Origin of the sequence: Providencia sp. PROV003 (genome assembly GCF_045040775.1) — a bacterium.
Classification (GTDB): Bacteria; Pseudomonadota; Gammaproteobacteria; order Enterobacterales; family Enterobacteriaceae; genus Providencia; species Providencia huashanensis.
This window is the reverse complement of sequence record NZ_CP096369.1, coordinates 2755916-2775222: the sequence shown is the minus strand read 5'-3', so window position 1 is coordinate 2775222 and position 19307 is coordinate 2755916. Positions and strand designations below refer to the sequence as shown.

Genomic DNA, 19307 nt, shown 5'->3' with positions numbered 1-19307 from the left:
CGGAGTGCCCGAGTTAATTGAAAATTAGAAATTGGAGGTTTTACTTATCTCCGCTTTGGTTTGCTCAAATCTGTCGGCTTCTAGTTCAACACCTATAACTCGACGATTAAGTTTTAATGCTGCTTTTATTGTTGCACCTGAGCCCATAAAGAAATCGGCTACAACATCACCTTCACGGCTACTACTATTGATAATGTGTTCCATCATCGCTGAAGGTTTTTCGCAAGGGTGTTTGCCCGGGTAATATTGCACAGGCGGATATGTCCACACATCTGTATAAGGAACATCAACAGTAACCGAGAAAGTACGGCGTAACAGTTGATACTGCTCAGCAAGCTCTCTATATTCGCGGTTAAGTGTTACTTGAGTTTCTGCTAAATCTGAATGACTTCGTTTTAACGGGTTTTCGCTGTGTTTTTCACTTGCTACACGGCGAAATAATTCTTGTAGCTTTTGGTAATCAGACTCATTAGGTAATTGCCATTGGCTGTAGCTGAACCAATGAGACGCCATTTGCTTACCAGTTGCTTGCTGTATTTCCTTTGCTGTTATCCCAAGTGATTCACGCGACTGCTTGAAATACTCAATCAAAGGTTTGAACACATTTTCTTTTAGCTGCTTACATTGCTGCAAATAATCACTACTTTTTCCTTTGTACGGGCTTTGATAATGTTCAGCGAAAAGAATTCGTTCAGTGCTTGGAAAGAAACTGCGCAGGTCAGCTTTGCATGCTCTACGCCACGGTCCTGATGGTTTCGCCCAGATTATATGATTCAGGACGTTAAAGCGTTCTCTCAATAACAACTCAGTATCTGCAGCGAGTCTTGAACCACAGAACATATATAAGCTGCCATTGGGCTTCAGAACGCGCCAAAACTCTGCAAGTATTTCATCAAGCCATAATAGATAAGACGTGACATTTTCCCACTGATTGTCCCAACTGCACGACTTTACTTGAAAGTATGGCGGGTCAGTTGCGATTAAATCAATACAGTTGTCTGGAAGTGTTTTTATGTAGCTGAGTGAGTCGTCATTGACCAAATTTATACTGTTTAAATTCACAGTGTTTTTCATAGATCAGGGAAACCTTTTTTGATAAGCTTCACTTGCTTTGTGCACATAAGCAGTGGGCTTTAGTTTGTCCGTGACCTCTTACAACGGGCAGATGGCTGGTAAGGTGCTACCAACACCCACCAGCCGCCCATTTTCACAGCGCTAGATATTTTGAAATGTATTTTCTTCGATGTTTTCTTTGATTAATCCCGCCATCGCTAGTTGCGTTAATATCAACTGACAGCGTGATTTTGCTAATTCAGTATAACCTGAAATTTCTTCTATTGTTGCCCACCAGGAGTGTGGAACAACTTCTAAAACAATTTTTGCCTCTTCTGTCATATCAATCTGTTTTAACATGATATTTATATACCTTTGGTCGTTTATTGGTCGTGAACACACATGTAACTCTGAACAAAGGTGACAGCAAGCTTTACTTGATTTAGAAAACAAAAAACCCAGCGCATTGACTGGGTTAGTTGGTGAAGTTACTAAAAAGGCAACTTACCTTGAAATAGTGGATCATTGGTTCAAAGAAGTCAACACGTTATTGCTATTATTTTTCTTTTTCCACTCATTATCGCGTATTTTAAATGCATTATAGAGGTGTGGATAAATTAAATACTCGGCAGAACGGATGATTTCTTTTACCTCACGACGACACGTTGCCATCGAGGGCTTTCGATATTCAAGCGTGCGATTTCTGCGAACCATCTGGCGTGGCTGTGCAATACCATAATAATAACGAGCAATGGCACGGTCGGAGCTCACAAAAGCATAGCGTAATAACAATAACGTAAATGCGACTCGGTCTATATGATAAATTTTATCGACCACCTTGGTGATTAGCATTCCGTCATCGTCATTACACATTTCCCTTTCTGGATAATCACGCTTTTCTACAGTTGCCATAAATTCAGCAATAATACTACTTTGACGCTTCTCTAATCGACCACTGTAAACCCAAGCACCGAATTTGGATAGCCAACCTTGTAACCAGGCTTCTTGCTCTGCATCAAGTACCAGTCCATCAGAAATATTTTTTATACTCGACATGCTCGCAGCTCCATGACTTCTCTTTTGGTTTGCTCAAGCAATTCCGCTTCGGTACCGTGAATTTGCTGCCATGTTTTAGGCGCAGCATGAAAACCAGTGTCATAGCTAGCGCGGTGGTGAGGTGGACATAACGGCAATACATCTTCATGGCTAGCTCGTTGCGCCATTCCCTGCCCTGTTCTTACATGATGGATTTCCGCAAGGCTTGCTCCATACCCCATATTTCGGCAGCAAATACAGCCAAGCGCCGCCACATCTGATAGCCACTGTTTATCTTCTTTGGTCTTTGATTTTTTGGTCATTGGTCTTGCCTCTAGGTAAAATCTAATAACTGAGCAGCCGCATTTTCAGCAGCTTCTTGAGTGGGAAATTTACGGAATAGAATGAAGTTCCAGAGCACATCGAGGGTTGATTTATAGAGTTCGCCAAAGGCTAGGTCATCCATTTTGGCAAAGCTGATTGATTTGGCTACACGGCGTAGGCTACCGTCTGGCATTTCAAAAGTTTCATAATGGCCAGATTGCTCTACCACCCAGTAGCGGAAAGCATCAAAGGATTTGGTTGCTGAAATATTGTGAACGCGTTTTTGTGCTACATCATCGAGGTAAACATCTGCAGCGGATTGGAGCGCATCATCATTATCGGTGTAGTAAGCGAGAAATTTAACGTAACCACGCACCAACTCTTTTTCTTCAGGCGAAATTGTACCGCCGGTTGGTTCCCAGTATTCATACCCTAGATTGAGTAAAGCAAAATATTTACGATGAAAACGTGGGTTGCGAGCTTTCTTAAAATCAGCCGAAAGCACATCACCACATTTAATTTTGGAATGCAAAAAATCTCTCGCAGCGGGATTAGCCGGTACAAGAGTGTCGTTAGACATTTTGATAAAGCTATGCTGTGCCATACGTTTTTCTCAGTAGACACAGCAAGTGTTAAGGTTGGGTGTTCAGACCAATGATAGGATTATATATGAATTAACCAACAGAATAAATGAAAGAAGCTTTATCGCTAATTGGTTTATTGACACCAAATAATTCGCGTACTAATTCTCTTGTAATACCGGTCTTAACTAGAATGTTATTCCATGATAAATCATCTAGCATTTCAATACTTCTAGTCAGTAAAGTTGGCTCTTCTACTGGAATTAAATTATCTCCGGGCTCAACAGCAGTGTAACCTTTTGTATTAAGATACATATACCCTTGTCTAGCCTGGTCTTTCGTAATTAAACCTAACGCTGAAGCTCTGTAAATTATCATTCTCAAACTTACTCTCCAACGTAATTTAAAATCACCTAAAGCACTCCAATCCAAGTAACGCCCCCTCATTCGAGGGAATTCTTTCATGAAGGACACTCTAGGAACCATAAAGGCGCTAGAAAACTGATTAGCCTGACTTTCAGTCAAATTATCCCCAGTAATCATCCCTTCATGCAAAACTATATGGCCTAATTCATGCCCTATATCAGATCTAAATCTACATACTGAACTTTTAGCATCATTACGAATTATTATGGGTCTTTTACTATTTACAGTAAAAGCATCGACTCTATCATCAACGTCAGTCACATGAGTAATGATAATACCTAAGTTTTCAACGAATTTAACCATCGATGTTATTGGACCTAGCCCTATCCCCCAATAACGGCGACAATTCTCAGCTATTCTTTCAATATCATCCAAGGTATTCATTGGGCGATCTGAAATATCAGGAATATTTAATTCAGGATACTCAATTTCGTCTTCTAGAGAAGAAATTAAAGAACTTAAAATTTCAGCTCTCGCTAATATGCTGTTAGTTAAAGTTTTAGTTCTAGATTTTTTACTTCTAAAATGGCACTGTTCATCCTCTATTGGATAACTTCGTTCAGTAAATAGAAAATCAGGTTGTATATTCAAATACCGAGCTATTTCATCAGCAAGCTCTTCTGATGGCTTAAAACCTTTTTCTAGTTTACTAATGTATTGTTTACTTTTACCTAAAGCTGTCGCTAATTCTTCACACGACAGCCCCCTCGCCATCCTAGCAAGTCTCAATTTGTCCCCTCTATAGCCTGATTTGAAATCAAACAGTTCCATCTTTTTTCACAGTTTCATCTGGTGCGTTGCGGCGTTTTAAAGGTACATCATTAATATCGGCAGCTTCTGGTAGTGAATCAGAACTATCAGTTAAAGGTACAGATACTGTTTCATGGTATCTAACTTCACTCATCTTAACGCCATATTGGTTTATACCAACTAATGCAACATCCCATTGCGGATACTCATCCGTATCTTCAATGTAGTATGGTTCTGCTAGTACTCTCCAAATAACATCTATTTCTGGTTCACTTGAGCCAAATAATGACATTTGTTCAAATTCAGCATGATTTCTAACTAAACGATGTTTCTTTTTAGGAGCGCTAATACAATCTTTAGAGAATTGAATAGGAACCTCATTGATAGCCAAAACAAAATCGAGCTGTTTAGATATCATTTTTAAGCCGGGTATAGTTCCCTGTTCTGCTGCTAAACACAAGTAATTTCTGACCCAATCATAAGCTCGAACTCCTGTTGACCAATTACTATCCAAGTAATGCTCATGCTGAGGAATTTCAATCAATACTCCAGCAATTGATCTGAGTAATGCCATTACTGATTTTTCATCTAGCTCTTGCTGTAAATCCCAGCATGGCATTAAATTTTTCTCTTCCATTCTTTATATCCTATTGGTGAAATGCATTGCTATATTTTCGCATATTTCAATTTTTGTCAACCAAAAAACTTCGGACATATTGGAATTCGTCAACTAAGTGCTTTTAGTGTACTTAAAGTGCTAGCTTCAGTTCATGCCAGCCTTGTGTATTCCAACACTCAGAACTACCACTAAGGCAACATTCAGCTACTGGTAGTTGTTCATTACACTTTTTACAGCGCCTTTTATTTAGTTCTTTAATTAACGATATGACTGAACGGTCATCAATTCTAATCAACATTGAGAGATATTCAGCGATATCATAAGGCTCTCTTCCTGGTCTACGTAATGCGCAATTTCTTTGAAGCATTTCTATCTCTTGCTCATCAAGAAATAACTCTATTTTAGTAACACCAGATTCCTTTTGCCGCTTACGTTGCTCTGCTTTACGTTCCGCTGGTGACTTAGCCATTGAATGAAACTCCTATTACAGTAACAACAACACACCAGATCAAGAAAAAATTACATATGTTTTTAACATTGGTCATGCCTCTTCATAGCCATTTGTCTAGACGGTGAGCCTAGTGACTTAAATAATTTCTCACTGATATATGATTATGGTCTATAGTTAGTTCTTACATTCCAAGTATTGAACTAGCTTTGCCGATGCGCCCATGCGTCGGCATTTTTTTATCTAATGTTCTTGTTATATGAATGTTATCAGCTATGCTTAAAGTGCTTACACAGAGAAACTATAACATCCCTACACAACCCCTTGCCGTCCGCTCCGTGGCGGCATTTTTTTATTCTTCGTTGTACCCCTAGAATATTCATATAAACGTTTATAAAGCCTTCTGCGACTAGCGTAACGATGGCATTATTCATAGATACCTATCCCCTATTTTGGTCATAGGAACTTTTGATAAGGTTGTACGCTGTAAAAAGCACAGTGACTCTGCAGTCTGCTTTGATATATAAACTTGTTTACCTTCACTATTTTCTAAAAAATAGCGATTTTTCTTCTGTATTGAACTGCGTTTTTTCCCTGTTAGTGAGTGAACTTTACATACTGTGGACTCTTCTTGTTCACGAACTATGCGCCAGCCTTCCTCACACATTTTGACGCATTTATCATATTTAAAATGTTGTAATAGTTTGGTTGGTTTACTATTCATATCTTCATCACCTCACGCCAATGATTTAACCTATCTCTAAAAAATTCCCGATGTACCTCAGGTGCTTTCTCAATTTCCACCAGCACTCGCTCTCTGTTTATTTTTCGATTTTTCAGTTGCCGAATTAGCCTGCTAGCGAATAAATCAAGTTGCTCCAGTTCGCGATATTTTTCTGGCCATAAAGCACGGTTATGCGGTAATCCATCAGGTAAGTATTTACCCGACATAATTACCTCTGCTTTTGAGGTTTCGGCTCTGGTTGATAAGGTGCTTTGGTTCTTGCCCTTGCAGCAGAATTAAAGCGTTCAATGTGGCACGGAGAATGGTCTAAACCATCATCGGGCAATATGGGGTGATTGCTCCGGACGAGTGACTCGCCGGTGATTGGGTCTTTGATTGTCATTTGGTCTGCCTCTGTATTTATGGTCACGGCTTGGTCTAGCCTTATTAACGACTTAAAATGCTTCTGTAGCTTGTGTTACTTTTTGTGAGTAATTACGCTTACTTTCTTGGCCTTTCATTGACAGCCTTTCCGCTTCGCTTTGGCTAATATTTTTAATGTACGAATTAACCAGTTGCCCGTGGGCTGTGCCAGTATTCCCATCACGATTTAAGCGAAGAATAATTTCCATTAACGATTTATCTGCATTGTTGTTATAAACCGCATCACGGTATAAGCCTATCCATACATCACAATCTTGCTCAATTTGCCCTGTATCTCGACTATCTGCAGGTGTTGGTCGTTTATCTGCTCGTTCTTCCAGTTTACGGTTAAGCTGGGTAAGTAACAGAACTACACAATCCATTTCCTTGGCTAAGTTTTTTAAACCCGTTGTAATGTCACCGTAGGCAATATCTCGGCGTTCTGCAGGAGCTGCTTTGATTAATGTCAGGTAATCCACTGCAATGAGCCCAATTTTTCCTTTAACCCTTTTTACCTTTCGACACTCAGCAATAATATGGTGCAAATCAACACCAGGAGTGCTATCGATATACATATTGGATTCTGCAATTTCTTCAGCTCTTGCTAATGCTCGAGCCATTTCCATATCATCATGCGCACCGGTATAGAATATATCTGCTGAAACACCACCCTCTTGAGCTATCATGCGCTCAATGATCCCTCGGTCAGTCATTTCAAGGCTGAATAACAATGTAGGTAATCTGTGATTTAAAGCAAAATGAGTCGCTACACGGTTGTAGAACGCGGTTTTGCCCATTTTAGGTCTAGCACCTACGACAATTAGAGATCCTCTTAGTGCTTGCTTGGGAGCCATTAAGTCATCAAGTGATTCGATACCTAAAGTAAAACCAGCGGCATTCGTCGGATCATCAAAACGCCTTTCAACTTCCTCAACCCAATCTCCTACTACATCACGAGCTGGTCTAAGCCCCTTACTCTTACCTGTTTTAGCATGCTCAATGATGCTTGATACCACCTGCTGGACATTGGCCAGTTTATGATTTACTTCAAGGCCATCATTGGCCATCAACATTTCGACGCAAGTGTTGAGATTGTTAATCGCATAACGCTGTATAGCCTTGTCACGGATGATCCGTGCATAATTCACTATGTTTGCTGCTGTTGGTAACATACAAAGCTCAGCGACATAGGCGAAACCGCCAACTTTGTCTAAATCACCATTTGCTGTTAGCGCATCGCTCACTGTAATTACATCAGTAGGCTGGTTAGTTTTGATTAGCCTTACGATTTCCGAAAAAATTCGGTTGTGCGCCCATTGATAAAATGACTCGGGTTTTATCAGAGAAATAACTCGCTGACGCTTATCTTCGTCAGTGCTAATCATAAGGCCACCTAGCACAGCTTGCTCAGCCTCGGCGCTATTCGGTGGAGCAAAGATATTATTTGTCATTAGCGCGTTCCTCCTTGACTGCAACGTAGCAACGCTCAGTAATCAGGTAATCCAAATTCTTACGGCGCCATGTTCCACCACGTCCGTTGTCTCGATCTTCCATCATCCACCGACAGTGGCTCCCAATGTACGATAAATAATTTACCCAGCGTTCCTGATTAAATTTAAATTTAATCCAGAAGCTTTTCAGTTTTCGCTTACGCTCATCAGTCAGAACTTTGACAGCTGGCATATCTGGTAAAATTTCGTGATATGAATCGATGATTTTTTCATAATTCAATTTAATTTTTGACGATGGTTTGTTGTCGTCAGGTTCACCTGACGTACTATCAATAATCTCTGTAGTAGTCTCTGTAGTAATCTCTGTATTTGTCTCACGTTTAGAAGTGGGGGCTATCACTTCTGTATGTGGGGGCTGTTTCGTTTCAACGTACCCCCTATCACGTTTAGAAGTGAGACCTGTCACAGAAACAGACTCTATTTTTGTTTGATTATTAATCAATGGGATAGAGTTTGTTATTTCATGAATACATTCAACAACAGGCTCAATAAATACTACATTGTTGCACGGTCCACTTACGGTATTAATCGTACGAAATTCGAGTGTAATAACACCTTTTGCTTTCAACCGTTTTATCGCCTCAGTGACTTCCCGTTTTGTAAAGCCAAATTGATCCGCAAATGATTGATAGCTACGTTGCAACTTATCGCTTTGAAACCGCTTGCGCCACCCTTGAAGTTCGCCAGTAAACTCATCTCGAATTTCCGCTGGCCGATACCAGTAAATAATTTCTGAAAGCAATATGATCCCAATATTATCAGGCTTGCCACTTGGCATTTTGATGTGATGCCACCAGTTCGCGGGGATTACATTACCCGTTATGTTCATTCGCCCTATTTGATTAACGGTTTCTGTCATCAATGAATTATTCACTTTATACCCCCAGTGCGCGTGCAATGTCGCGACAAGCGTTCTGGTATTGCTCAGGCGTCAGCTTTTTTGAGAGCAGCTTTTGCTTTTGTTGTTCGTACTGTTCCCAAACACTTAGCGCAGCTGCTCTTCTACCTTCGAAAACGTCTTCGACTTTCTCTCTATCAGCCGGTTTTCCGTTCAACAAAAAACCATTGCGATAGGTGATTTTCTCAATTGTTCTTAGCATTGGTCTTGCCTCTTGAATTAATGCACGCTGGTCTGACGTGGTATCGCATTTAACGCAATGACTGCATTATTAATATGGTGTGACATGTCACGACCCTCTAATAAAATTTCGCTAATTGCCTCGGCAAATCGCTGTATTGCAATTGAAGCTAGGTAATTTTTTGTATCACCTCGAACCCGGGCGAGTCGTGAAGCCGGTAATGCAATTTCTATTGCCGGCATTAACTCAGCTATTTTTCTGATAGATGCGGGGGAATCACCACGCAACCAACGAAATATCTGTTGCCGGTTATTATTAATCGCTTTCCAATCAGCCCTACCCGATTCGTCTTCAATCACATGCAAACGCCCTTGTGACCTGTTTTTTACAATGCGTAAATAAGCACGGCTAACTTCAATAGCTACATGCTCTTGACCTTGCTCCGCCGCCCAGTCCTCAATTTCGGATCGGACAATATCGATATCAAAATTCATCTACTCGCGTCTCCTGTCGCAAAATTGATTATTAAGAATCAGTTTTTAAAATCGTTATTTGGTAATGTTATTTCATGTACCGTTTAGGATATAGAATTTGCATTTCTGTGATTTTTTCGCCATAAAATTTTACAAGCTTTTCAGCCAATTCTAATGAGGCGGCTTGAGCACCTCGCTCCAATCGGCTTAAATTTCCCACATCGCAATTAATTGCATTTGCAACTTCAGAAATAGTCAGCTGCTTTTCAATACGAATTCTTCTTAATGGTGTTTGCATAACCGCCCCTTAATTTTTAATGCGTACTGCGCATATTAACACACAATCAAATATGCGCAATACGCTTTGTGTGATACGCATAAATAAAGTTGAATAACAGAATGAAAATTGGAACAAAGATCAGAGAAATTCGCAAAAGTAAAGGAATGACAATCCTTGATTTAGCCACCGCTATTAATAGCGATGTGGGCAATATCTCTCGGCTCGAAAGAAATGTTCAAGGCTATAGCGAAAACACCTTGGTAAAAATTGCATCAGCATTAGGAGTTACTGTTTCAGAACTTTTTTCTGAAACCCCAACTCAATCAGATGATATTGAATATATTGGCAAAGTTCCATCAGGGATGGTCCAAGTTATAGGTGAGGCATTTCTTGGTGTTGATGGCGCAGTGGATATGATTGAATCCCATAATGGCTGGTTAAAGATATACAGCGATGACAAGGAAGCTTATGGACTAAAAGTCAGAGGTGATAGTATGTGGCCTCGGATACAATCGGGAGAATATGTCGTTGTTGAGCCAAATACAAATGTCAGGACTGGTGATGAAGTGTTTGTTAGAACTGTCGAAGGTCATAACATGATAAAGATTTTTAACAAAACAAGAGACGGTGACTACCAATTCACTAGTATTAATAATGCTCACAAACCAATAACACTAGAGCCTAGCCAAGTAGATAAAATGCACTACGTTTCGGCCATAGTTAAGCCCACGAAATATATAGACAAATGTGATAGAGAACAACCACTAACCCTTGTCCCTCCTTTAGTTAAATAAGTATTCTAGCCCTCCGTGCATATTGTACCGAGGGCTTTGTTTTGTTCATTATGATTTAATACTTCTAACTACTTGAGCTGCGTCGCGTAACGCACCTTTATGTAAGGTGTTTGTCACCTCTTTTCTATAGCGTTCTAGTTCATCAATTAACATTTCTTTAGTTATAGTTTCACTATTCATTAGTAACCGAATAGTTGCCTGACCTACCTCAGATACCACATGTCTTATTTTTTCTTCATCCAAGTTCATATACCACCTCGATTAAATTTCCCATTAGTTATTTAAGATTAATTTTCATTCAATTAATAGTAAAAATACAATATTAACCGTCCAAAAGGAAAATATTTTTATATAAGAATCATATCGATGCGAATAAAAACCTAATTAATTATGCCTATCACGCAAATATGCGCTTGACGCATATTCGTTTAATGCATATCATTGCATGCATCGAAACAAATACAGCAAGTGTTTTGATAGGTGTTCAAACCAAATTTAGTTTTGCTGTTATGTCGGAGGAGAACCAAAGCTCTCATCACGACCTTTCATGATTACCACGATATAGCGGCAATTTTTTAGCAGTACCAGAGAAAGCTTATTTTTACAGAATGAAGGGCAAGACCAGACCATGATAGCCCGGAAAGACGGGCGACATCGTAAATGACAGGAGACATATTATGTATGTAGGTAAAAATAAAATGAAAAACATTAAATTAGAACATGTTTTAAACCTTTTCACCCTCTTCCCTGAAACAGTATTTAACTGTAGTGGGGACAGTAGAATTGCAACTCTTGAGTTTGATGATGAGGACGTAAAAAAACCCACCTAAGTGGGTTCCTTTACCTCGGGTCGCCGACCAAAGCTAACCGAGAGTTCTACTAGCGCGACCAAACGCTAGAAGAGGCAAGACCAATGATAAATCACTGATCATCACTATTTTAAAGGAGCTGCTATGAAAGCACAACCTAAAACCCTAAGTGTTACGCTTTATATCCACGCACAAAAGCAATTTGACGGTTCATACAAATACCGCCCTTATCCATTCAAATATGATATTGAATCTGGTTTAGGCTTTGTCATTGCAGAGCATACTATCGACATTCCCTTTACTGCTCCGTCAAACACTGAGCTGGTTCAATTAGAGATTGATTCACTCAAAGCCGAGCAGAACAAAATTCTTGCTGATGCTCAGGTGAAATCGAGCTTACTAGAAGACCAGATCCAGATGCTTCTCTGTTTGGAAGGTAAACCCATTTCTAAAACTGACGAACAAATCCCTTATTAAGAGGCAAGACCAATGACAACTTTTATCTGTGTATTTGAGCCTACGACCGAGGCTCGCACTAACAACGGCGCGGTGTCGTTAACAATCGCACTAAATGCCGCTAATGCTAAAATTGCTGCAGCGACTGCAATGATTAAACTATCTGAGGTTTTCCCTGATTCGATGGATAACTTCAACGTTGATGAACCTATCATTTGTGAAGACGCCGTAGGCTCACCCCGCCCTGCACTCGATCAATTCGATGAAAAATTTGCTGTTGAAAATGAATTTGACGGTGAAAAATGGCACCCCATTAAATATAAAGAATTTAAAAAGCTTGCAACTAAACCTCGCGTAGCTGCTTTACTGATGTTCGGTAAAACTCAAATTACTGATAAAGAATACACTTCGACATTGAAATATCTCAATGAAAGTGAAGAAGAGCCGAAAATTCGACACATCGCTACGGGCCTTGCTGAAATTACCAAAGTGTCATTAATGGATGCCGATGAAACAATGGAAATTGCGCAGGCAGTTTATGAGTATGCTGATGATAATGTCACCATCGAAGAAGCTACCGCACTTGGTGAAAGTTGGTTGAAGGATGAGCCAAAAGTCGAAACTGTTGAAATAGAAATGACACCAGAAGAACCAATACTAAAGCGTGATTACGCAATGATTGATACCGAAATCGCCCTTGCGTTAATTGGTGGTGTAGATTTTGATGCAATCCGTAGTGCTGACATCCGTAAAGCTAAAGAACTAATTAGCAATGATGATAAATCATGGAAGCGCTTATCAATGGATTTACGCACATTCCCTAGCGTTCTAGATATCCCTCGTGAAAACATATTTGCACTAGTGACCGAAGCAAGAGAGAAACCAGAGCTATTCGATGATGCTAATGCCCGTAAAGCGTTTATTGATTCAAAACTTGGTACCAATAGCCCTAAAGTAACCTCACTCGGTAGTGGTCGTTTTGCTGTTGATAATTTAGATGCTAAGCCGGCTAATGATGAAACAACAAAAGAAGAAGCTGAACCCGTTAAACCAGAAAAACAAAAACGCTCGAGCAAGAAAAAAGATTCGCCGGCTAAAACAGAAAAAGAGCCAGTGAAGGAAGTTGTTGTAGAAACCGAACAAGCTCAAGCGCCTGTTGTTAACCATCCAGTTGAGCCGGTAGTTGAGATTGCCAATGTTCAACAAGATGATTTCCAACACCGTGCCTCTGTATTAGATGAAGTTCTTAATAAAGGCGATAACGATAATCTCAGCATCTGGAAACGTGTACAGCGTACTGACGCACGTTTTACCAAGCCTTTAGAAGGTATGGGGTTCGTTGGTACTAGCATAAACAGTACTTACATGTTCATGCGTGCTACCGAGATATTCGGCCCTATTGGCGAAGGTTGGGGATATGAAGTTATTGAAGAAAAACTGATTGATGGAAAGCCACTTGTAGAACCTGTTCTTGATGAGCGAAACAAACAAGTCGCGACTAGATTCTTACGTGATGGTGACGGATCTTTATTCTGCGAACAAAACCATTCAATCAAAATCCGTTTTTGGTACATCATCGAATGTGAAACTCGTGGCGAATTTGAAAGTTATGGCGCCACCCCTTACCGGTACCAAACTCAATACGGCATGAAAGTTGATGGTGAAGCCATTAAGAAATCTCTCACCGATGCAATCAAAAAAGCCTTATCTATGCTTGGATTTAGTTCTGATGTGTTCATGGGTATGCATGATAACCCTGAATATGTAGCAAGTAATAAGCTTGAGTATGAAATCAAAGCGGCAACAGACAACGCAGAAGATATCACTCGCATTCGTAAAGAATTAGATGAGAAATTCACTAAGCATACTGAAACCATGCGCAGCGCTGTTACACAAAATGAATTGCGCGGTATCGCATCAACCCTTACTCGTGAAATCGCAACGCATGCAAAATTAGCCAAAGAACGTGGCGACAGTGAATATGAAAAATATTTAAACGGCCGTCTGCGTCGATTAAAAGAAATTGAAAATGAGTGTTTAGACCAACTGAAACAAAAAGAAGAGGCAATCTAATGACCAAAACAACTGCTATTGCAATGGCTGCTGACTACAGCAAATTACAATTACTCGTCGAAAATGGAGAATTTACCGCTGAAGATATCGCCGACACACTAGAGGGCATTGAAGGTGAGCTAGGCGATAAACTTGATGCAATCATGCTTTACGCTCGTAATTTGGAAGGACAAGCAAAAACATTAGATGAAGAATCTAAGCGCTTGGCTGACCGTAAAAAATCATTCGAAAACCAAGTTAAAAACCTGAAAAAATACGCATTAGATTGTTTATTAACATCGGGCTTGGACAAACTTAAAACCACGAAAAATACATTCACAGCTCGTGCTGGTGTGGTTCGGGTCATTATTGATAATGAAGATGCTCTCCCTAACGAATTAGTTGATGTTCAAACTATTACTGCACCTGATAAAAAACGCATTAAAGAAGCAATTGAAAACGGCGTTGAAGTGCCTGGTGCTCACTTAGAAATTGGTGACCGTTCATTAATGGTTCGTTAATAACTATAGCGCCCAGCCATGGGCGCATTATCAGGAGATATTTTTATGGCCATGAAATTAGAAGTCATCATTACTCACGATGAAACTAACAATAAATGCAGTGTTGAGTGGTCTGTTGATACAACCGAACACACCACCAGCCAAGAAGAAAAAACGTTATCGATGGTAAAGAAAGCAGTTTTACTGCAGCTGGGCTATCCACCTTCTGTAGCAATTATTCACTAATGTGACATGTCACGGGCGATTAATTATGAAAAATAATTTAGAAGATTTACATAATCATTTATTTGCACAGTTAGAACGCTTATCAGATGAAGATCTAAAAGGTGATGACCTTAAAGAAGAAATCAATCGAGCTAAAGCAGTATCTGATATTGCATCATCAATTGTAGAGAATGGGAAATTGGCTATTACTGTTAAGAGGATGCTTGGCGATAATGAAATAAGAACAGCACCTAAGTATTTGGAGGTCAATGAATGACTAGATTTATTTATACAGTACCGATGGCTTCTTGGATGAAAAAAAACTATATGTTACGCCTAGACCGTCTCACTGATGCTTTTAATCATAAATTTAAAACCGAACGTTCGCGCGAAGCAATCAATGGCTTTCGCAAAAGATTAGGTCTCAGTGTTGGCCGTTCTGGTAAGTTTTCTAAGGGTAATGTTCCTTTTAACAAAGGCAAAAAGGGGCTAATTTCTGGAAATAGCGGTTCTTTTCAAAAAGGACACAAGCCACATAATCATCAACAGATCGGGACTGAAGCACTGACTAAAGATGGCTATATAAAAGTGAAAATTGCCGAGCCAAATAAATGGGAGTTAAAACACCGGCTAGTGTGGGAGGAACATAACGGCCCTGTTCCCCAAGAGCACATTATTAAATTCATTGATGATGATAAGCAGAATTGTGATATCGATAACTTAATGATTATCACAATGAAAGAGCATGCAATTATTAATCGACATTATTCAGGAGCTACCGCGGAATATAAACAAGCAACTGTTCAACTGGCCAGAATTAAATTAGCTATTTCTAGCCGAACTAGAAAGACCAAACAGAGGCAAGACCAATGCTAAGACACGAACATCAAAAAGACCAGGAAGTAAAAATCACCCTACCCGATGGATCGTACGGTTTTATTTCAACCGATAGACGTTGCAAAGTCTCCTATGACCTACCAGCAAATATCAAAATTGAAATTCAACCTACTCAGACAGAACTACAAAGGAGTAAACAATGATTTATGGTTTATTCCTGCTAATTTGCAGTGGTGCTGATTGTTTATATAAATCTAACGGCTATACATATCCTGATGAACTGAATTGTTTAATGGACAAAGAGGCCCTAACTCAGCGGGGTGTTTTATCTGAATGCTATCCTATAGAAGCAATTATTCGGGCCAATAATTGATTAAGCATAATCAGTTTTATTTTATATTTATTATTAGCATGGTGGTTTATTCAAAACCAATGAGTAACCACCATGAAACAGCCACAATTAATTCCTTGGGTACCAAGGGAACAATTATTAACTGATTTCGATATTAAATTAGGCAAGTTAGCTGCAAGTGTAAAAAATAGACCATGCACTGAAGCTGAAATAAAACATGCTTGTGATACTGCAGAGAAAATTATTTTATCTATGATGAGGCAAGACCAAGATGAGAAAAAATATCACAGGAGGCTATGATGTCTCGAATGATTAAGTTAGAGGCATGGGCGCAATTAGAATTTGGCGATAGTGCCCCAACCCAGCAAGTCTTGATTAAATACGCCAAAGCCAACATGATGATCCCTCCTGCTTTAAAGGTTGGCAAACGTTGGATGATTGATCGTGATTCAAGGTACGTAGGTTTAGTTTCTAAACCTCAATTACCAACACAGGCAAATGAAAAATTAATAAGGATTTTATCAGATGGCAGCAAGACCACGTTCTCATAAAATCACCATTCCAAATCTATACCGAAAATTAGATAAGCGAAATGGAAAAACATACTGGCAGTACAAACACCCTTTAACTGGCGTATTTCACAGCCTCGGTACGGATGCCGATGAAGCAGCTCTTGTTGCATCACAGGCAAACACAATTATTGCAGAACAACAAACAAAACAAATTTTAAGCATTAATGATCGCCTATCAAATATCAAAAATAAAAAAGTAGGGATCAGCGTTTCTAATTGGGTAGATAAATACTTAGAAATACAACAAGAGCGCGTTGACCTCGGCGAATTAAAGCTTAATTCATACAAGCAAAAAATTAAGCCTATTAATTTGTTTAAACAACACTGCGGGTTATTTTCACTAAAAGACATCACCGCGTTGGAAATAGCCAAAATAACTGATTCAGTAAAAGCATTAGGCCATGACCGAATGGCTCAAGTAGTACGTATGGTTTTAATCGACGTGTTTAAGGAAGCGCAACATGCAGGCCACGTTCCCCCTGGTTATAACCCTGCACTTGCAACAAAACAGCCACGTAATAGAGTTAAACGTGAACGCCTAACGTTCGAAGAATGGAAAGTTATTTATGAACAAGCCGAAAATCACCCGCCTTACTTACAGTGTGGTATGTTGTTGGCTATTGTCACTGGTCAGCGTATCGGTGATATAGCCAAAATGAAGTTTTCAGATATTTGGGATGATATGTTGCATATAGAACAGGAAAAGACTGGTTCTAAATTAGCCATTCCTCTGTCAATTAAGTGTGACGCTATTGATATGACACTTAAACAAGTTATTTCAAAATGTCGTGATGCCGTTCTTAGTCAATATCTCGTGCACTATCGCCATACGACCTCTCAAGCGCAGCGAGGTGAACAAGTTACAGCAAACACATTAACCACAACTTTTAAAAAAGCGAGGGATAAATGCGGGTTAACATGGCCAGAAAGATCAGCACCTTCATTTCATGAACAACGTTCTTTATCTGAAAGACTCTATCGAGAACAAGGTATCAATACTCAGAAACTTCTTGGCCATAAGTCCCAGAAAATGACTGATAAATATAATGATGACCGAGGCAAAGAATGGCAAATTATTGCGATCTAAATAGCCTGTTTTTTGAACCGTTTTGGGGAAGAGTTTTGGGGGAGTTTTGGGGAAGATTTTAATTGAACAAAAAATAAACGGGAGTTTTTAGGCTCCCGTTATTAATCACACCACGTAATAAATTACATGTGTTTGATGATTGCGTCGCCGAACTCACTACATTTCAGCAGTTTAGCACCATCCATCAGACGTTCGAAGTCATAAGTTACGGTCTTAGCTTCGATTGCGCCTTCCATACCTTTAACGATTAAGTCAGCGGCTTCAGTCCAACCCATATGGCGCAGCATCATTTCAGCAGAAAGAATGATAGACCCTGGGTTTACTTTATCTTGACCCGCATATTTTGGTGCAGTACCGTGTGTTGCTTCGAATAATGCACATTCAGAACCAATGTTTGCTCCTGGCGCGATCCCGATACCACCAACTTGAGCAGCTAATGCATCAGAAATATAGTCACCATTCAGGTTCATACAAGCAATAACATCATATTCTGCTGGACGCAGTAAGATTTGCTGCAAGAAAGCATCTGCAATCACATCTTTAACGATAATATCTTTACCGTTTTTAGGGTTTTTAATTTTAACCCATGGGCCGCCATCTAATAATTCACCGCCGAATTCTTCTAGTGCTAATTGATAACCCCAATCTTTAAATGCACCTTCAGTGAACTTCATAATGTTACCTTTATGAACTAAGGTCACTGAATCACGGTCGTTATCAATTGCATATTCAATCGCTGCACGCACTAAACGTTTTGTTCCTTCTTCTGAACAAGGTTTGATGCCAATACCGCAGTCTTGTGGGAAACGGATTTTCGTTACACCCATTTCATCTTTTAGGAATTTGATAACTTTATCAGCTTCTGCTGAACCTGCTTTCCACTCAATACCTGCATAGATATCTTCGGAGTTTTCACGGAAGATAACCATATCAGTCAGTTCAGGTTGCTTAACAGGGCTAGGCGTTCCTTTGTAATAACGAACTGGACGCAAACAGATATACAGATCAAGTTGCTGACGTAGAGCAACGTTCAGTGAACGAATACCACCACCAACTGGAGTTGTTAAAGGACCTTTAATTGAAACACGGTAATCACGGATTAAATCGAGGGTTTCTTCTGGTAACCAAACATCTTTACCATAAATTTGTGTAGATTTTTCACCGGTGTAAATTTCCATCCACGAAATTTTGCGCTCACCGTTGTAGGCTTTTTTAACTGCCGCATCAACCACTTTTAACATTGCGGGTGTCACATCAACACCAATACCATCACCTTCAATGTAAGGGATAATTGGATTGTTCGGAACGTTCAGTTTGCCTTTTGCATCAATGGTAATTTTAGCGCCTTCTGCCGGAACTACTACTTTGCTTTCCATTAACCTCTCCTTTCACTTGCGTATTTTGCTTGTTAATTTTTTGTAAGAGACGTGTCAATACTACTTCAATCTGCGTCGAACGCCAATGATTACTCATCTAAGCTTCAATGCGGATCGCATTTAACGTACTGCTCAATCCTATAAGTTGAAGGGATACATATTTATAACTACTTTGAAATCAATTGATTAGTTTTATTATCCCTATTTAAAGAAAAAATTGATTATGATAAAAGTTCTTTTAAGGTAACTAATTCTAATAGCTTAATATGCTATAAACGCTTTCTTTAACCTAATTAATACTAACAAATTAACCGAAATTAAAAACACGCTCTCATCACACAATTGCCACCTTAATTATATCATAGGTGTTTATTTTTAAATGGAAAATTGGCTTTATCGTTTTAAATGATTTTAAAGTTGTTAATTAAATATTGCATTAAAACGTAAAATCCATCCCTAGGCTTTTACGGGTAAATCCCCTACACTAATGTTAATCAATATCCATTGAACCAATTCATGCC

Annotated in this window: 29 protein-coding genes; 11 read left to right on the top strand and 18 right to left on the bottom strand. The window is 39.4% G+C overall.

Going from position 1 to position 19307, the window contains the following annotated elements; translation table 11 throughout:
- Window positions 1-24 precede the first annotated feature (24 nt).
- From M1F14_RS12620 to M1F14_RS12545, 16 genes are all read right to left on the bottom strand, one after another.
- Complete coding sequence (locus M1F14_RS12620; RefSeq protein WP_181468542.1) at window positions 25-1074, bottom strand: site-specific DNA-methyltransferase; 1050 nt, start codon at window positions 1072-1074, stop codon at window positions 25-27.
- Between the two features lie 141 nt (window positions 1075-1215).
- Complete coding sequence (locus M1F14_RS12615) at window positions 1216-1413, bottom strand: TrmB family transcriptional regulator (RefSeq protein ID WP_166685930.1); 198 nt, start codon at window positions 1411-1413, stop codon at window positions 1216-1218.
- A gap of 162 nt (window positions 1414-1575) precedes the next feature.
- A complete protein-coding gene (locus M1F14_RS12610; protein WP_181468543.1) occupies window positions 1576-2109 on the bottom strand; it encodes an antiterminator Q family protein in 534 nt (177 codons plus the stop codon).
- Entirely contained in the window at window positions 2097-2411 is a 315-nt protein-coding gene (locus M1F14_RS12605; RefSeq protein WP_181468544.1) for a Ref family recombination enhancement nuclease, read from the bottom strand. Before M1F14_RS12605 ends, M1F14_RS12610 begins: the two co-directional genes overlap by 13 nt.
- Before the next feature lie 11 nt (window positions 2412-2422).
- Window positions 2423-3016: a DUF1367 family protein gene (locus M1F14_RS12600; protein WP_181468545.1), complete on the bottom strand. Its 594-nt coding sequence runs from the start codon at window positions 3014-3016 to the stop codon at window positions 2423-2425.
- A 70-nt stretch (window positions 3017-3086) separates the two neighbouring features.
- On the bottom strand, window positions 3087-4190 hold the full coding sequence (locus M1F14_RS12595) for a helix-turn-helix domain-containing protein (RefSeq protein WP_181468546.1): 1104 nt from the start codon (window positions 4188-4190) through the stop codon (window positions 3087-3089).
- A complete protein-coding gene (locus tag M1F14_RS12590; protein ID WP_181468547.1) occupies window positions 4177-4806 on the bottom strand; it encodes a hypothetical protein in 630 nt (209 codons plus the stop codon). The genes M1F14_RS12595 and M1F14_RS12590 overlap by 14 nt, the downstream gene beginning before the upstream one ends.
- A 112-nt stretch (window positions 4807-4918) precedes the next feature.
- Complete coding sequence (locus tag M1F14_RS12585; protein WP_181468548.1) at window positions 4919-5257, bottom strand: hypothetical protein; 339 nt, start codon at window positions 5255-5257, stop codon at window positions 4919-4921.
- 409 nt (window positions 5258-5666) lie between these two features.
- On the bottom strand, window positions 5667-5960 hold the full coding sequence (locus M1F14_RS12580) for a hypothetical protein (protein ID WP_181468549.1): 294 nt from the start codon (window positions 5958-5960) through the stop codon (window positions 5667-5669).
- On the bottom strand, window positions 5957-6187 hold the full coding sequence (locus tag M1F14_RS12575; protein ID WP_181468550.1) for a hypothetical protein: 231 nt from the start codon (window positions 6185-6187) through the stop codon (window positions 5957-5959). Before M1F14_RS12575 ends, M1F14_RS12580 begins: the two co-directional genes overlap by 4 nt.
- A 2-nt stretch (window positions 6188-6189) precedes the next feature.
- Window positions 6190-6363, bottom strand: coding sequence for a palmdelphin (locus M1F14_RS12570; protein ID WP_181468551.1), 174 nt, complete (start codon window positions 6361-6363; stop codon window positions 6190-6192).
- A 52-nt stretch (window positions 6364-6415) separates the two neighbouring features.
- Window positions 6416-7834, bottom strand: a complete 1419-nt coding sequence (locus M1F14_RS12565; RefSeq protein ID WP_181468552.1) for a DnaB-like helicase C-terminal domain-containing protein — start codon at window positions 7832-7834, stop codon at window positions 6416-6418.
- On the bottom strand, window positions 7824-8768 hold the full coding sequence (locus tag M1F14_RS12560) for a hypothetical protein (protein WP_181468553.1): 945 nt from the start codon (window positions 8766-8768) through the stop codon (window positions 7824-7826). Before M1F14_RS12560 ends, M1F14_RS12565 begins: the two co-directional genes overlap by 11 nt.
- A gap of 1 nt (window position 8769) precedes the next feature.
- Window positions 8770-8994: a hypothetical protein gene (locus tag M1F14_RS12555; protein WP_166264698.1), complete on the bottom strand. Its 225-nt coding sequence runs from the start codon at window positions 8992-8994 to the stop codon at window positions 8770-8772.
- A gap of 17 nt (window positions 8995-9011) precedes the next feature.
- Window positions 9012-9467 (bottom strand): toxin YdaT family protein, encoded by a 456-nt coding sequence (locus M1F14_RS12550; protein ID WP_004912077.1) that lies wholly within the window; start codon window positions 9465-9467, stop codon window positions 9012-9014.
- 67 nt (window positions 9468-9534) lie between these two features.
- Window positions 9535-9744 carry a helix-turn-helix domain-containing protein gene (locus M1F14_RS12545; protein ID WP_004912081.1) on the bottom strand — a complete coding sequence of 70 codons (210 nt, stop codon included), beginning with the start codon at window positions 9742-9744 and terminating at the stop codon, window positions 9535-9537.
- Between the two features lie 101 nt (window positions 9745-9845).
- On the opposite strand from M1F14_RS12545, the gene M1F14_RS12540 reads away from it, so the two are divergent.
- The gene (locus M1F14_RS12540) at window positions 9846-10520 is read left to right on the top strand and encodes a S24 family peptidase (protein WP_166264695.1); all 675 of its coding nucleotides are present in this window, start codon (window positions 9846-9848) and stop codon (window positions 10518-10520) included.
- A 48-nt stretch (window positions 10521-10568) separates the two neighbouring features.
- Here the strand turns inward: M1F14_RS12540 and M1F14_RS12535 are convergent, their stop codons facing one another.
- Window positions 10569-10769 (bottom strand): hypothetical protein, encoded by a 201-nt coding sequence (locus M1F14_RS12535; protein ID WP_004912086.1) that lies wholly within the window; start codon window positions 10767-10769, stop codon window positions 10569-10571.
- A gap of 428 nt (window positions 10770-11197) precedes the next feature.
- Here M1F14_RS12535 and M1F14_RS12530 point away from each other — a divergent pair, with 428 nt between their 5' ends.
- The 10 genes from M1F14_RS12530 (at window position 11198) to M1F14_RS12485 (ending at window position 17410) form a co-directional block, all read left to right on the top strand.
- Window positions 11198-11350, top strand: coding sequence for a hypothetical protein (locus M1F14_RS12530; protein ID WP_181468554.1), 153 nt, complete (start codon window positions 11198-11200; stop codon window positions 11348-11350).
- 123 nt (window positions 11351-11473) lie between these two features.
- Entirely contained in the window at window positions 11474-11806 is a 333-nt protein-coding gene (locus tag M1F14_RS12525) for a hypothetical protein (protein WP_181468555.1), read from the top strand.
- Window positions 11807-11818: 12 nt separating this feature from the next.
- Complete coding sequence (locus M1F14_RS12520) at window positions 11819-13858, top strand: hypothetical protein (protein WP_181468556.1); 2040 nt, start codon at window positions 11819-11821, stop codon at window positions 13856-13858.
- Window positions 13858-14358 (top strand): siphovirus Gp157 family protein, encoded by a 501-nt coding sequence (locus M1F14_RS12515; RefSeq protein WP_004912098.1) that lies wholly within the window; start codon window positions 13858-13860, stop codon window positions 14356-14358. Before M1F14_RS12520 ends, M1F14_RS12515 begins: the two co-directional genes overlap by 1 nt.
- Window positions 14359-14403: 45 nt before the next feature.
- On the top strand, window positions 14404-14583 hold the full coding sequence (locus M1F14_RS12510; RefSeq protein WP_105881088.1) for a hypothetical protein: 180 nt from the start codon (window positions 14404-14406) through the stop codon (window positions 14581-14583).
- A gap of 25 nt (window positions 14584-14608) precedes the next feature.
- Window positions 14609-14839: a hypothetical protein gene (locus tag M1F14_RS12505; protein WP_105881089.1), complete on the top strand. Its 231-nt coding sequence runs from the start codon at window positions 14609-14611 to the stop codon at window positions 14837-14839.
- Window positions 14836-15438 carry an HNH endonuclease signature motif containing protein gene (locus M1F14_RS12500; protein WP_181468557.1) on the top strand — a complete coding sequence of 201 codons (603 nt, stop codon included), beginning with the start codon at window positions 14836-14838 and terminating at the stop codon, window positions 15436-15438. Before M1F14_RS12505 ends, M1F14_RS12500 begins: the two co-directional genes overlap by 4 nt.
- Before the next feature lie 406 nt (window positions 15439-15844).
- Window positions 15845-16051, top strand: a complete 207-nt coding sequence (locus M1F14_RS12495; protein ID WP_181468558.1) for a hypothetical protein — start codon at window positions 15845-15847, stop codon at window positions 16049-16051.
- Window positions 16051-16302 (top strand): excisionase, encoded by a 252-nt coding sequence (locus tag M1F14_RS12490; protein ID WP_181468559.1) that lies wholly within the window; start codon window positions 16051-16053, stop codon window positions 16300-16302. Before M1F14_RS12495 ends, M1F14_RS12490 begins: the two co-directional genes overlap by 1 nt.
- The gene (locus tag M1F14_RS12485; RefSeq protein ID WP_181468560.1) at window positions 16277-17410 is read left to right on the top strand and encodes a phage integrase Arm DNA-binding domain-containing protein; all 1134 of its coding nucleotides are present in this window, start codon (window positions 16277-16279) and stop codon (window positions 17408-17410) included. The genes M1F14_RS12490 and M1F14_RS12485 overlap by 26 nt, the downstream gene beginning before the upstream one ends.
- A gap of 122 nt (window positions 17411-17532) precedes the next feature.
- Here M1F14_RS12485 and icd read toward each other — a convergent pair whose 3' ends face one another.
- Window positions 17533-18786, bottom strand: coding sequence for an NADP-dependent isocitrate dehydrogenase (gene icd, locus M1F14_RS12480; RefSeq protein ID WP_181468561.1), 1254 nt, complete (start codon window positions 18784-18786; stop codon window positions 17533-17535).
- Window positions 18787-19307 lie beyond the last annotated feature (521 nt).